11 protein-coding genes and 2 pseudogenes are annotated in these 13,116 nt (G+C 60.4%); 3 read left to right on the top strand and 10 right to left on the bottom strand.

Features of this window, described 5'->3' with window-relative positions:
- Window positions 1-45: 45 nt before the first annotated feature.
- From AACY02_RS16700 to gspG, 8 genes are all read right to left on the bottom strand, one after another.
- Window positions 46-1,158 (bottom strand): substrate-binding domain-containing protein, encoded by a 1,113-nt coding sequence (locus AACY02_RS16700; RefSeq protein WP_339432896.1) that lies wholly within the window; start codon window positions 1,156-1,158, stop codon window positions 46-48.
- Between the two features lie 459 nt (window positions 1,159-1,617).
- Window positions 1,618-2,829, bottom strand: a complete 1,212-nt coding sequence (gene gspF / locus AACY02_RS16695; RefSeq protein ID WP_339432895.1) for a type II secretion system inner membrane protein GspF — start codon at window positions 2,827-2,829, stop codon at window positions 1,618-1,620.
- On the bottom strand, window positions 2,829-4,235 hold the full coding sequence (gspE, locus tag AACY02_RS16690; RefSeq protein WP_339432894.1) for a type II secretion system ATPase GspE: 1,407 nt from the start codon (window positions 4,233-4,235) through the stop codon (window positions 2,829-2,831). Before gspE ends, gspF begins: the two co-directional genes overlap by 1 nt.
- Entirely contained in the window at window positions 4,232-6,592 is a 2,361-nt protein-coding gene (gene gspD / locus AACY02_RS16685; protein ID WP_339432893.1) for a type II secretion system secretin GspD, read from the bottom strand. The genes gspE and gspD overlap by 4 nt, the downstream gene beginning before the upstream one ends.
- Window positions 6,589-7,137, bottom strand: a complete 549-nt coding sequence (gene gspM / locus AACY02_RS16680) for a type II secretion system protein GspM (protein ID WP_339432892.1) — start codon at window positions 7,135-7,137, stop codon at window positions 6,589-6,591. The genes gspD and gspM overlap by 4 nt, the downstream gene beginning before the upstream one ends.
- Complete coding sequence (gene gspL / locus AACY02_RS16675) at window positions 7,130-8,308, bottom strand: type II secretion system protein GspL (protein WP_339432891.1); 1,179 nt, start codon at window positions 8,306-8,308, stop codon at window positions 7,130-7,132. Before gspL ends, gspM begins: the two co-directional genes overlap by 8 nt.
- Complete coding sequence (gspK, locus tag AACY02_RS16670) at window positions 8,305-9,261, bottom strand: type II secretion system minor pseudopilin GspK (protein ID WP_339432890.1); 957 nt, start codon at window positions 9,259-9,261, stop codon at window positions 8,305-8,307. The genes gspL and gspK overlap by 4 nt, the downstream gene beginning before the upstream one ends.
- 8 nt (window positions 9,262-9,269) lie before the next feature.
- Window positions 9,270-9,728, bottom strand: coding sequence for a type II secretion system major pseudopilin GspG (gene gspG, locus AACY02_RS16665; protein WP_123533611.1), 459 nt, complete (start codon window positions 9,726-9,728; stop codon window positions 9,270-9,272).
- A 148-nt stretch (window positions 9,729-9,876) separates the two neighbouring features.
- Here gspG and gspI point away from each other — a divergent pair, with 148 nt between their 5' ends.
- Window positions 9,877-10,251: a type II secretion system minor pseudopilin GspI gene (gene gspI, locus AACY02_RS16660; protein WP_339432889.1), complete on the top strand. Its 375-nt coding sequence runs from the start codon at window positions 9,877-9,879 to the stop codon at window positions 10,249-10,251.
- A 252-nt stretch (window positions 10,252-10,503) separates the two neighbouring features.
- The gene (locus AACY02_RS16655) at window positions 10,504-11,142 is read left to right on the top strand and encodes an EcsC family protein (RefSeq protein WP_305438237.1); all 639 of its coding nucleotides are present in this window, start codon (window positions 10,504-10,506) and stop codon (window positions 11,140-11,142) included.
- A 241-nt stretch (window positions 11,143-11,383) separates the two neighbouring features.
- On the opposite strand, the gene AACY02_RS16650 is transcribed toward AACY02_RS16655, so the two are convergent.
- Both AACY02_RS16650 and AACY02_RS16645 read right to left on the bottom strand, forming a co-directional pair.
- On the bottom strand, window positions 11,384-11,743 hold the full coding sequence (locus AACY02_RS16650; RefSeq protein ID WP_339432888.1) for a DUF6124 family protein: 360 nt from the start codon (window positions 11,741-11,743) through the stop codon (window positions 11,384-11,386).
- A 578-nt stretch (window positions 11,744-12,321) separates the two neighbouring features.
- A pseudogene (locus AACY02_RS16645) lies at window positions 12,322-12,426 on the bottom strand (tail assembly protein); the annotation flags it as partial.
- A gap of 77 nt (window positions 12,427-12,503) precedes the next feature.
- Between AACY02_RS16645 and AACY02_RS16640 the strand changes: the two are divergent.
- Window positions 12,504-13,116 (top strand): annotated as a pseudogene (locus AACY02_RS16640) (transposase); the annotation flags it as partial.

Here is a 13,116-nt window from a genome sequence, read left to right as displayed (position 1 = left end):
CGGCAACCCGAAGGTTGCCGCCATTTCGATTACGCCAGCTTGAGCTTACAAAGGACGACCGATAGCGTTGCAGACGCTGGCGTTGTTGATGTCCAGGTTGTAGCCCGACGTGTTGGTGATGAAGTTGGCGGTTACAGCGGTTTTCCAGGCGTTAGGCACAGCGACGAATTTGTGAGCCTGAGTCGCGGTGTTGTTACCCGGGTTGCTGTAGTGAGTGGTCAGGAAGGCTTTGACGTCAGCGGCCACCGCTGCATCCTTGTAGCACTGGCCGAAGATGAAGTTGGTGTAGGCAGCCAGTTTGTAACCCACGGCAGGGTTAGGTACCACGGGCGACCAGTTGGCTGGGTTGGCAGCCTGAGTAGCGGTAGACGGAGCAGCAACAGCGGCCAGTGCCAGGTTGACGTTAGCCGAAGTCGGCTGAACACCGTTCACACGAGCAACGACCGCGTTGCTGGTCGCATCAACGCCGTCCGGGCCGACATAACCGATGGAACCGTCAACCGCGTTCACGGCAGTGGCGACTTCAGAAGTGCTGGCGACGCCGACCCAGTTCGAAGGCAGGGTCGAACCGGCTGGCAGACGAGCGTTGGTGAAGGTGGTGCTGGTGGTGAACTGAGCCGGGCAGACCGAAGTCAGGTGGCGGGTCAGGATTTCCGAAGTGCCGCTGGAGACGTTGCGATAAACAATGCGGATCTTGGTGGAGTCGGAAGTACCCAGCAGCGCGCCCCAAGTGGTTTTTGCGCCAGAGAAAGCATCGCACAGCTGAGCACTGGTCAGGTTCAGAGCAGTCTGGCCGGCTTTTTTGTACGGAATGACAACCGAAGTGGCAACCGATGGCAGTTGGATCAGCGGGCCGTACGACGCACCGAAGTTGGTGTTGTAGGTGTTGATTTCCGAAGCGCTGAGAATCGAGTCGCTACCGGCGAAGTGCACAGTGCCGGTGGTGCCGAAACCGGCTGGGTTGTTGGTCAGGAAAGCCGTCTTGCCACCGCCGCTACCGATGGCGGCGTAACTGAAGTTGGCTGGCAGGATGCTGTCGGCAGAACCTTTGTACAGAGCGGCTGGCAGAGTTGCGCCACCACCGGTAACGGCCATGGCTTGAGCGGAGGCCAGAGCGGCGACGGTCAGGGAAGCGGCGATCAGAGTGCGCTTGAACATGAAGAATCTCCTTTTCAACTAGGGTGTGAACACAGGTTTTCAGGGGGCTGCATGACACTTGAAAGACTCACCTGGCCCTCGCAGGCGTTGGCCCGGGTTAAGTCGCACTGAGAAATTCGCAGGTTCCGGTGACAGATAAAGGAAAAAACCTCGGGAGGTGCGCGGTGATTTTTGCGCGATTTTCTCGGGTGTTTGCAGTGGCTGGCGGGGTGTCTGGATCAGGGTTTTGGCTGAATCGGGCTGGAGCCGTTGACGGGTCGTTGCAGATGACAGAAAGGAGAACCCGAGGATGGTTGAGTCAACGGTCGGGTGATGCTGAAGTCCTGGGAAAAAATCTGGATTATTTATTGCCCTGACTGGCCTCTTCGCGAGCAAGCCCGCTCCCACAGTTGAAATGCGTTCCTCCTGTGGGAGCGGGCTTGCTCGCGAAGAGGCCCGATCAGACACCATCAAAACCCGCTACTGCACCAACTGATTGATCTCAATGATCGGCAACAACACTGCCATCACAATCACCAGCACCACCGCGCCCATCACCACAATCATCAAGGGCTCAAGCAGCGCGGTCATGCCCATCGCCCGCCGCTCGATATCCCGGGACAGGGTCAGCGCCGCCCGTTCGAGCATCGGTGGCAGCGAACCGGTTTTCTCGCCGCTGGCGATCAGGTGAATCAGCACTGGCGGAAACACGTTCTCCACCCGCAACGCCGCCGCGAGGTTCACGCCCTCGCGCACCTTGGCCGTGGCGTCGCTGACACTCAGGCTCAAGCGGTCGTTGGACAAGGTCTGCCGCGCCGCTTCCAGTGCGCGCAGCAGCGGTACCCCGGCGCCGCCGAGAATCGCCAGGGTCGAGGCGAATCGGGCGGTGTTCAGGCCGAGGATGAAGCGCCCGATCAGCGGCAGTTTCAGCACCCGATGATGCCAACTCAAACGCGCCGCCGGGTTGCGCAGATACAGGCGCCAGCTCCAGAAGCTTGCGGCCATGATCCCCGCGCACAGCCAGCCCCAACTGCGGATGAAATCACTCGCGTTAAGCATCGCCAGGGTTAAACCCGGCAGATCCTGTCGCGCCTGAGAAAACGCACTGACCACCTGCGGCACCACATAACTGAGCAGGAAAATCACAATGCCGATCGACACCAGCCCGACCACGCCCGGATAGATAAACGCGGTGAGAATCTTGCCCCGCAAATTGTTGCGCTCCTCGATGTAATCCGCGAGCCGCTCCATGACCTGCGCCAGATCACCGGACTCCTCCCCCGCCGCGATCAGCGCCCGGTAGATCTCGGGAAAATCCCGTGGTCGCGACGCCAGCGATTCGGCCAGACGCATGCCACTGCGCACGTCGGCGCGCACCGCGCTGAGGGTGTGGGCGATGTGCTTTTTCTCGGCCTGCTCGACCGTGGCACTCAACGCCGCTTCCAGCGGCAAACTGGCGCCGAGCAGGCTCGCCAGTTGCCGGGTGGCCCAGGCCAGGTCGTTGTCCGAGAGCTTGGCACTGAACAATCCACCACCGCCCTGATGGGCGACGTTGCTTTCCTTTTGCACCGACAACGCGGTCAAGCCGCGCCCACGCAAGGCACTGAACGCGGCGGTTTGACTGTCCGCTTCCAGGTGCCCGGATTCGATTTTGCCGCTGGCGTCGGCGGCTTCAAAACGATAGCGATTCATCAGGCGTCCCGTGTCACACGCAGGATTTCTTCGGGGGCGGTGGCACCGCTGCGAATCCAGCGCTCACCGTCCTCGCGCAAGCTGAACATGCCGGCCTTGGCTGCCGAAGCGCGCAAGGCTTGCTCCCCTGCCCCTTGGTGAATCAAGGTGCGAATGTCGTCGTCGATGCAGAACAATTCGTGAATGCCGGTGCGGCCGCTGTAGCCGGTTTGATTACACGCCGGGCAACCGATGGGGCGCCAGGTGCCGGGGGCTGCCGGGTCTTCCTGTTTGCACTGATTGCACAGGCGCCGCACCAAGCGCTGCGCCAGCACGCCGAGCATCGACGAGGCCAGCAGAAACGGCTCGACGCCCATGTCGATCAAGCGGTTGACCGCCGACACCGCGTCGTTGGTGTGCAATGTCGCCAACACCAGGTGACCGGTCAGCGAAGCCTGTACAGCGATTTGCGCGGTTTCCAGATCGCGGATCTCGCCGATCATGATGATGTCCGGGTCCTGGCGCAGAATTGCCCGCAGCGCGAGGGCGAAGGTCATGTCGATCTTGGCGTTGACCTGGATCTGGCTGATCCCCGGCAGGTCGTATTCCACCGGGTCTTCGACGGTGAGGATGTTGCTGGTGCTGGCATCGAGTCGCGCCAGCGCCGCGTAAAGGCTGGTGGTCTTGCCACTGCCGGTGGGGCCGGTGACCAGGACGATGCCGTGGGGCTGGCGGATCAGGTGGTCGAGTTTGGCCAGCACCTGCGCGTCCATGCCGAGGGTTTCCAGATGCAGACGCCCGGCCTGTTTGTCGAGCAAACGCATCACCACGCGTTCGCCATGTCCAGTCGGTACGGTGGAAACTCGAATATCAATCGGCCGCCCGGCCACCCGCAGGGCAATTCGACCGTCCTGCGGCAGGCGTTTTTCGGCGATGTCGAGCTGGGCCATGATCTTGATCCGCGACACCAATGCACCGTGCAACGCCTTGCGCGGCGAGACCACGTCACGCAGGGTGCCGTCGACCCGATAGCGCACCACTGAATGGGTTTCGAACGGTTCGATGTGAATATCGCTGGCCTCATCGCGAGCGGCCTGGGTGAGCAGCGCGTTGATCATGCGGATCACCGGCGCGCCGTCCTGGGTGTCCAGCAGGTCGGTGATTTCCGGCATGTCCTGCATCAGACGATCAAGGTCGACTTCGTTTTCAGCAGCGCCGACCACCGCCGCGGCGCTGCCCGTGTCGGCGTAGGCGGCGGCGAGCAAACCGTCGAGTTCGTCATCGCGCACCCGCGCAACTTTTGCCGCGCCGAACTGGCGTCGCACCTCGCTGATCGACCAGCCGGGCGTTGACGGGCACACCGTCAGCACGCCGTCACACAACAGAATGCGTTGAGCCTTGGCCCAGGCGTAAGGCAAGACGCTCATTGCAAAGGCACTGCTTTAATCGTGGCGCGCGGCCCCGACGTCGGCCTGCTCACCGGAACGCCTTGCGCCGCCGTGGGTAATTGCGGCGCCTGCATGTCCGGCATCGCCCAACTGCGCTCCGGTTGCAAACCGCCCTGTGCGCGGCGCATGAAGTCATAACGGTTCAGTGTGATGCTGCGTCCCGCTTCGCTGTCGCGAATGATGTACGGGCGCAGGAACACCATCAGGTTGGTCTTGCTGATCGCCCGGCGCTCGTTGCGAAACAGCGCGCCAATTCCGGGGATGGTCGACAGCCACGGCACCGCGTCATTGCTCTGGCTGTAGCCATCCTGCAGCAAGCCGCCGAGCACCATGATCTGTCCGTCATCGAGCAGGATGCTGGTGTCGATCGCACGTTTGTTGGTGACAATGCCCGCCGCTCTCGCGCTGTTGGACGCGCGCTCGTCAATGCTGCTGACTTCCTGATAGATGTCGAGTTTGACCGTACCGCCCTCGGAAATCTGCGGGCGCACGTTGAGTTTCAACCCCACTTCTTCACGCGTCACGGTCTGGAACGGGTTGTTGCTGGTGCCCCCGCCGCCGGTGACGTAGCTGCCGCTGACAAACGGGATGGTCTGGCCGACGAAAATGCTCGCCGCTTCGTTGTCCAGCGTCAGCAGGTTCGGTGTCGACAGCACGTTGGTACCGCCCTTGCTCTTCAGCGCTCGCGCCAACACCTTCAGATCAAGAATCTTGCCGATGCCGGGGATGTCGACGGTGCCGTTGACGTAACCGAGGTTCAAGCCTTGCGGCAACACGTCTAGGCTGGTCTTGCCGCTAAGGTTGATCCCGGAACCACCGAGATTCGCCCCGCCGATCACGCCATTGCCGCCCAGGTTGCCAGTCTGCCACTGCACGCCGAACTCACTGGCATCATCCTCGCCGACTTCAACGATCAGGCTTTCGATCACCACTTGCGCGCGGCGCTGGTCGAGCAGATCAATGACTTCGCGCAGGTTGCGGTAGAGCGGCTCCGGCGCGGAAATCAGCAAGGTGTTAGTGGTCGCGTCCGCCTGAATCGTCACGCCACCCGCGCTGAACGCAACGTTCTGTTCGGTGCTTTGGGCGCTGCCGCTGGTGGCGCTGCTGCCCTGGGCATAACTGCCGCCAGTGCTACCGTTGCTGGAAGTGGTCGAAGTAGTGCCGCTAGTTTGCGTACCACTCTGAGCGCTCGAACCACCATTACTGCCGCTGCTGCCCATGGCACTGAGCACCGAACGCGCGCTGTCACTGGTGCCGCTGTCGCTTTCGCCAGTGAGCAAACCACGTAACGCCTGTGCCAGTTTCGACGCCTGCGCATTGCGCAGATACACCACATGCAGATTGCTCGGATTGCTCTGCGCGTTATCCAGTTTGTAGATCAGATTACGCGCCAGTTCCGTGCGCTCCGGACTGCCGGCGCGAATGATGATGGTGTTCGAACGCGGATCGCCAATCACCGCGATTTTCTGCGTCGGATCATTGCCCGGCGTGTCGAGTAAATCAGCGACCATCGGCGCGATGTCAGCAGCGATGCCGTTCTGGATCTGTACCACGTCGGTGTCGATGGCGCTTGGCGTGTCGATACTGGCGATCAACTGCGCGACGCGGGTCAGGTTGTCGGCGTAATCGGTGATGACCACGGTGTTGTTGCCGGGATAGGCGTTGATCGGATTATTCGGCGAGACAATCGGCCGCAACACCGGAATCAGGTTCACCGCGTTCTCGTATTGCAGTCGAAACGTGCGGGTGAGCATGCCGTTGCCGGCAGGCTTGTCGGCGCTGTAGATCGGCCCGCCGAGCAGTTTGGCATCGGCCTCAGGCACGACGTGGGCGACCCCGCCGACATCGACCACGGCAAAGCCTTGCATGCGCAGAGCCGACAGCAGCATGTCGTAGGCCTGGTGCGCCGGCACCTGCCCTTGCGAAACCAGCGTCAGAGTGCCCTTGACCCGCGGATCGACCAGAAACTGCTGACCGGTCGAACGTGACAAGGCGCGCACCACCGCCTGAATATCGGCCTCGACAAAATTCAGCGTCACCGGTTGATCACCCAGCGGATTGCTCCGCACGGCGCTGCCCCGTGAGGCGGCGCTACCACGAGCGCGCTGGGTGATGTTGTGCAATTGCTTGGGCGCGGGCCTGACTTGCGCCTGAGCCCGCTCGCGATCAAGCACCGCATCACCGCTGCGCTGAGTGTTGGCCAACGGCCGGCCGAGTTCGCTGTCGACCAGCAACGGCGGCGGATTTGGCGGTGTAGAGGTGTTGCTGCACGCGCTCAATGCCATCAGCAGCATCGGCAATGCCATGCGTGCCGGTTTGGATCCTGACCCCTTCATGAAGCTTCCTTAGCGCCCAGCGCCTGATCCATGCGAACGGTGCCTGACAGAGTGCCGGCAGTAACCTCGGTCGAGGTGTTGTCGGTGCGTTGCAAACGGGCCTCGACCACTTGCAGAGAACGTTGCGACGGCTGGCTCAGCAGCCAGTCGAGCACCGCGTCGGCCGGTGCGGCGTCGAAGGTCAGTTGCCATGAACCGGCGCCTGCGGCGTGTAATTGGTAGTGTCCGGCCAGACCACTGGCCTGCAGGGTTTGCTCCAGTGACTGGCCGACGCTTTGCCCGTCCGGGCGCACGTTGACCTCGCGCAGCAGCACTTGCAGCGCCTCGGTCTGGGCGCGCAGTTTTGGCGTTTCGGCTTGCCAATAGGCGATTTTCTTCAGCGGTGGCTGGATCAGCGCCACCCAGACCAGCAACCCGAACAGCGCGATGGCCATCCCCGCGACCATACGTTTCTCGCGCAACGCCAACGGCTGCCAACGCGCCTGCAACTGACGATTGAAGCCCTGCCAGCGGGCGCGGTACACCACAAACGCAGCCTTATTCATCGTCTGCCTCGCTGCTGTTGTCTTCGGTTTCATGGGTGCTGGCTTCAGCGGCCGGGCGCAACGTCCAGCCCTCGTCGTCGGCTGTCACGCTGGTCCCGGCCTGGGCCAGGGCGCTTTGCCAATCCTTGTCATTGCCGCTGCGGCGAGCGTCGGTCGGCAGAGTCAATTGCAACATCCCGTCGACATAGGCCAGACGCTCGACGCTGCCGGCCATGAACGGCATGCCAGTGCCGGCCTGCAGCACCAGGCGATTGAAGGTTTGCGCCGGATCATCCGCCGCGCCTTTGCGCCGCGCCGCCAATTGCTGACGAGCCTGTTGCAGCGGATTGAGGATCACCGGTAACTGCGGGAAAGCCTGTTTTACCCGCTGACTCATTTGTGCCTTGAGTTGCTGGCCCTGGCTCGCTTCGCGGGCGGCATAGAGGTTCAATCCGATTACCCACACCGCCACGGCCAACGCGCAAAAACCAATCGCCCGCCCCCAGCCGCGATGTTCATGGCTTTGTTGTTGCACCGCGCCGTGCAAGCCCCACCCCGGTACCGGCCCGGTCCAGCGCTGGGCTTCGCTCATGGGCAGTTCGGCACCGGGTGGCGGCGCAGCGCCGATCCAGTGCAGCGTAACGCCCGGCTCCCACAGCGAGTTGTCGACGCCTTCATCAAACAACGGTTGCACCCGTGCCGATTGCAGACTTTCGCGCAGCAACAGATGGCCGTCCTGCACGTACGCGACAAGGCCCGGCAGCACCGGCAAGCTGTAGACCGCCGGGTACAGACCGCGCAGGTTCAGGCCGGAATGCTTGAGGAGATGCGCAAGGTGCAGCAGGCGTTGACGCGACGCCCACGCGATTTGCACCCGCCCCGCCTCGTCACGCGGACTGTGGGCGATGTGCATTTCGCTGCTGTCGCCGAGCATCAGCGCCTGCGCCGCGCACTGCACCGCCGCTGCGGTCTTGTTTGCGGGCAGCGGCGGCAGATCGATACTCGCCAACAGACTGTCCGCCGGGTGCAGAAAACACAGCAGTGGCGGCAGTTTCGGCAGCTGAATCAACTGCGCCAACGTCAGCCAGTCTTCACGGCTGACCTGGCCCTGACGATCCAGCCATGCGCAATTCAGCGTGCTGTCCAAGTCCAGTTCCGCCAATGGCGGCAGCGCAACCCTTAACTGAGTCATACGCCCACCCGCGACCAGATCACCTGCGGCAAACGGTCCTGGCTACGATGCAACAACGCATCAAGGCTGACCCGGCGCAGCTCGCGTCGCGCTTCACCGCGCAGGCGAAACCAGTCGCTGGTGATGCCGACCTTGACGCTGCTGACTTCCAGATTCGGCATGCGCAAGCGGTTGACGAAGTCGCCCCGGTTGATGAACCAGCGTCCGGCGTCCCGCTCATTGATCAACGCCTGCGCGCGCGCCAGCGACAGCCCCGGCACATACGCCGCCAGCACCGGTGCAGTGGCGGTATTGCCGTTGATCCAGGTGGTCGCGGGAATCACCGTGAGGTACGGCGCCAGTTTGCCAATCACCGCGTCATTCACACCGTCAACACTGCGCAAATCATCGATGCTGCGCAGCATCGGCAGCGTCGGATTTTGTGGTTTGCGCGAGGCGTTAGGCGATGTGGCGCGACCGCTGTCGAAGCCGTTGTTGTTCTCGGCAATCTGCACATTCAACAGGCGCGGGTACGACTCGATCACCCGCTGACGGATACGCTGATTCAAAGCGGCACTGACCCCGATCAACTCGCACAAACGCTCAAACGCCTGCACCTGCGCCTCATCGACACGTTCGTTGGCCACCAGATTGCGCAGGTTGAACTTGCCTTGTTCGTCTTCCAGTCGCCCCTCAAAACCCTGCGCCACCAAGCGCTGTGCCCACGGCTGATCGAGCCGGGTCAACGGATCGCGCTGGCGGGCATCCCAAAGAATTTGGCGGCTGATCTCCACGCCGCCCTGCACCATCCAACGCCCCTGCACCCGCTGCTGATCGGCCTCCAGCGCACGGGTGGCGACGCTCTGGCGCGTCAACATGCCCGCCGCAATCACCGCCACCACGGCGGCAATCAGCAACGCGCTGATGATCGCCATGCCCTGTTGCTTCGCCCCATTAGGCGAACGTCTGTTCATGGCCGGCCTTAAAGCTGCCAGGAACCGATATCGGCATTGACGCCGTCGCCGTCCGGCTGACCGTCGGCACCGAGCGAGAAAATGTCGATCTCGCCGTTGGCACCCGGATTGAGGTACTGATAAGGACGGCCCCACGGATCATTCGGCAAACGCTCCAGGTACGAACGCCAGTTGCTGTTCTTCGCATCCGCCGGGCGCTCTACCAGCACTTTCAAGCCCTGATTCATGCTCGGGTAAGTGCCGTGATCGAGACGATACAGCTTCAACGCCTGCATCAACCCGCCAATGTCCTGCTTCGCCGCCGTCGCCCGCGCCTGATCCGGCCGGTCGAGCACCTTGGGCACCACCATCGCCGCCAGAATCCCCAAAATCACCACCACCACCATGATCTCGATCAGGGTAAAACCCTGCTGCCCACGGGGCTTGCGCGGCGACTGTTCAGGCGGTGTGCACGGTGCGATATCCATCTCGACATTCCTTTGGCTTGATTCGATTCGACGCGCAGTGTTGCAAGAAGATATGTCAGGGATGTTGAAAAACCTCGGGAGTTTTCGTCGTCAAGCCGTCAAGGACGGGGGTTAGCGTCGAGGGCTGTGCTTTGGTTTTGGGCCATTTATGCGTGCGCGTTCCCGAGAAGCGGGTTTCACATTGATTGAGGTGCTGGTGGCGCTGGCGATTATTGCCGTGGCGATGTCGGCGGCTGTGCGCGTGGCGGGGTTGATGACGCAGAGTAGCGGGGTTTTAAGGGATCGGTCGGTGGCGATGATTGCGGCGCAGAGTCGGATGGCTGAGCTGCAATTGGAAGGTCAATTACCGATAGGACTAAAGGCGCAGGACTGTGACCAAGGAAGTCTGCTACTCCGCTGCGAACAAGCCATAGCAACAGCCGAAAACGGCCGATTGCTCAAAGTCGGCATCCAGGTCTTCGACCGCAACCAGGACGCCCCCCCGTTGGCCCGACTAGAAACCCTACTAAGCCGCCCCCTGTAGGAGCTGCCGAAAGCTGCGATCTTTTGACTTTGACTTTGACTTTTAAACGTTGGCGTTTATCGCGCCCACAAAGGTGTCCCCTCTGTCCTGCAGCATTTAATCGCGGGGGGCTGGGCGATTATTTAGAAAGTGGAGTTATGCCGTCAGCGCGGCGGCGAAGGTATTGGGAGGGAATTTGTTCAAAGCGGAGTGATGCAAATAACCAGGCAGACATGGCATCATAAGGCCATCATTCAAACGCTGAGACTGAAGATGGAACTGATAAGTCAAGAAAAGATAATGCAGGTACTTGATTGGGCCTACGAAAGATCTGTGAATGGGTTCTCCGGTCTTGATTCCGCCGAGGAGCTCGCAGCCAGCTACGCCAAGGAAGAAAGCCCTGCTTACGATCAAGCTAACTCCCTGATTCGCTGGCAGAACACCAAATCGGCCACCTCAGGCTTCATTACCGGCCTGGGTGGATTAATTACACTGCCCGTAGCGTTGCCCGCCAACATCACAAGTGTGCTTTTCGTACAAATTCGCATGATCGCTGCCATCGCCCACCTAGGTGGTTACGATGTGAAGGATGACAAGGTAAAGACCCTCGTTTTCGCCTGTCTCACAGCCAACTCCGCCAAAGAAGTGCTGAAAGACATCGGTATTGCCGTGGGCAACAAACTCGCGATGAACGCCGTGAAGTCGATTTCCGGTAAGACTTTGATAGAGATAAACAAAAAGGTCGGCTTCAAGCTGTTCACCAAGTTTGGTGAAAAAGGCGTGATCAATCTTGGCAAAGCCGTGCCGCTGCTGGGAGGTCTGATTGGCGGAAGTTTCGATGCCTACACGACCAACACCATCGGTAATGTAGCGCGCGATACATTTACACCAAAAGACGTGGCGACTGCATAACGGGCCACCTTAGCGGTAGCTGCATTTCCCCGTGTTCAAGGAAATGCAGAGCCAAAAACAGCAAACGCGACAGAGGGGACGGATTTATTTTTCGAACATGAATCCGTCCCCTCTGTCCTTGGCTCCCACCGGTTTCAGCGTCTTACACAAAATCTGCAATCAGCATAAAACCCAGCGAGCTTGCTCGCGAAGGCGCCAGAATGAACACCCGATCAATCACCAGGTGATCCCGGCACCCGCATCACCCCGGCACTTGCAAATTATCCAACGCCCGATTCACCGCCAACTCCCCGAGCATGATCAACTGCGCAATCCCCAACAACGCCCGACGCTGCGATGCCGGCAACAGACTGGCGACGTTCTGCGCGATGGTTTGCGCCGAAGCGAGTGTTTCACTGGCATCGATCAGCAGTTCTTCGTTTTTGTTGTCCGCCGTCACGGCGTACATCCCGCGGGTTTTGCGTGGCGGCGGCGTGGAACCGGGCGGACAGAGGTAATGGTCGAGCGCGCGGTCGGCGGCTTCGTGGAGTTTTTTTGAGTCGAGGGATTCGTAGGGGGAAACCGAGTCGGTTTCGGGCGGGTTGGGTGTGGGTTTGATCACGGTGAAGCTCCATTTTTATACCTGGTGGAACCACCGACACCTGTCGCTAAACAAGTAAGGGTGGCAGCTGTACGCGGGTTAGCGAACCGAGAGGTATAAGACCCGGCAGACCCGAAGGTCTCCCACGCACAGCCACCATATCGTCGTCGCAAACGTCTGCGACAAACTGGAGCGTCGTTGCACTTATACCTGGTCGGGTCGCTAAACCCGGTCGCTGGGTTGCCAGCGACACGTAGACGATAAAGACCAGGTACAAAGCGCACAAGCCGGCGGATTCTGGCGTAGCTGTAGGCAAAGGCGCAAGGGTGTATAGCCTGAGAGAGTGTCTGGAAATTTCTTTTTAAACGCTGGTGTTTATCGAGCTCTCTTCCCGTCATGCATCCCGAAATAGATCCGTCCCGTTATCCCGACTCTTCCCGGCCTATAAATTTCAGATCTAACGCAAACACGCTCACTTCAGTTTTGGCGACGCGTTTTCACACACATTGGGCCAGAAGCAGCCGCGCGCGCTAGCTTTGTGCCGATAGCGAACCCGCTCACCGACATCCAAATCTAGTGGTTCGGAATTTTGTCTCGAGGGAAGAATCGGCGTTCTTGGCACTGCCGAAGGCGTAGGACGGTGCGTTTTCGGGGGATGCGCTTTGCTTAAGTCCTGAGGCTTGCGGACTGAGCATTTGGGCTATCACCCCCGGTGTCAGGATAGTTGTCGCCTCTCCGGTTTTTCCAAAAAAAGCATATCGGGGGCGGAAAGAGACTGGTCGTGCCGTACTATTCACCTGAACGCAGAGCCGCGTTACTTAAGATGCTGCTTCCCCCGCTGAACCTGTCGATGGCCGAGGTTTCCCGGCGAGAAGGGGTCAGCGAAATGTCTTTGTCCAACTGGCGCAAGCAGCTCAGTTCTGAAGGAAATGCAGTGTCTGAAAACAAGCCGTTGACCGAGAACTGGTCAGCCGAAACCAAGTTTGCTGTCGTGCTTGAAGCCGCCGGTTTGTCTGAGATCGACCTGGGTGAGTACTGCCGCCGCAAAGGCCTTTATCCCGAACAAATCACCGCCTGGCGACGAGCTTTCATCACCGGACAGAAATCGGAAAAGGCCCAGCAAAAAGAAGATCGGGAACAATCTCGCAAAGACAAGAAACGCATCCAGGAACTTGAGCGCGAGCTGCGCCGCAAAGACAAGGCGCTCGCTGAAACAGCCGCGTTGTTGGTGCTGCGAAAAAAGCTCAACGACTACTGGGGGACCAAAGACAACGAGGACAACTAACGTCTTTGCCAGAGCGCCAGTTGCTCGTTGCCTGGCTGGGTAGCGCGATCACGGCAGGCGCCAGAAAAATCAGAGCCTGCCGGGAAATCGGTCTATCGCTGCGAACTTT

It is taken from the genome of Pseudomonas sp. EA_65y_Pfl2_P78, assembly GCF_963970495.1.
Lineage (GTDB): Bacteria > Pseudomonadota > Gammaproteobacteria > Pseudomonadales > Pseudomonadaceae > Aquipseudomonas > Aquipseudomonas baetica_A.
This window is presented reverse-complemented; position numbering and strand designations above follow the sequence as displayed.

Coding starts and splice junctions, on each gene's coding strand:
- AACY02_RS16700 (WP_339432896.1), bottom strand. CDS start 1,158: ATGTTCAAGCGCACTCTGATCGCCGCTTCCCTGACCGTCGCCGCTCTG.
- gspF (WP_339432895.1), bottom strand. CDS start 2,829: ATGAATCGCTATCGTTTTGAAGCCGCCGACGCCAGCGGCAAAATCGAA.
- gspE (WP_339432894.1), bottom strand. CDS start 4,235: ATGAGCGTCTTGCCTTACGCCTGGGCCAAGGCTCAACGCATTCTGTTG.
- gspD (WP_339432893.1), bottom strand. CDS start 6,592: ATGAAGGGGTCAGGATCCAAACCGGCACGCATGGCATTGCCGATGCTG.
- gspM (WP_339432892.1), bottom strand. CDS start 7,137: ATGAATAAGGCTGCGTTTGTGGTGTACCGCGCCCGCTGGCAGGGCTTC.
- gspL (WP_339432891.1), bottom strand. CDS start 8,308: ATGACTCAGTTAAGGGTTGCGCTGCCGCCATTGGCGGAACTGGACTTG.
- gspK (WP_339432890.1), bottom strand. CDS start 9,261: ATGAACAGACGTTCGCCTAATGGGGCGAAGCAACAGGGCATGGCGATC.
- gspG (WP_123533611.1), bottom strand. CDS start 9,728: ATGGATATCGCACCGTGCACACCGCCTGAACAGTCGCCGCGCAAGCCC.
- gspI (WP_339432889.1), top strand. CDS start 9,877: ATGCGTGCGCGTTCCCGAGAAGCGGGTTTCACATTGATTGAGGTGCTG.
- AACY02_RS16655 (WP_305438237.1), top strand. CDS start 10,504: ATGGAACTGATAAGTCAAGAAAAGATAATGCAGGTACTTGATTGGGCC.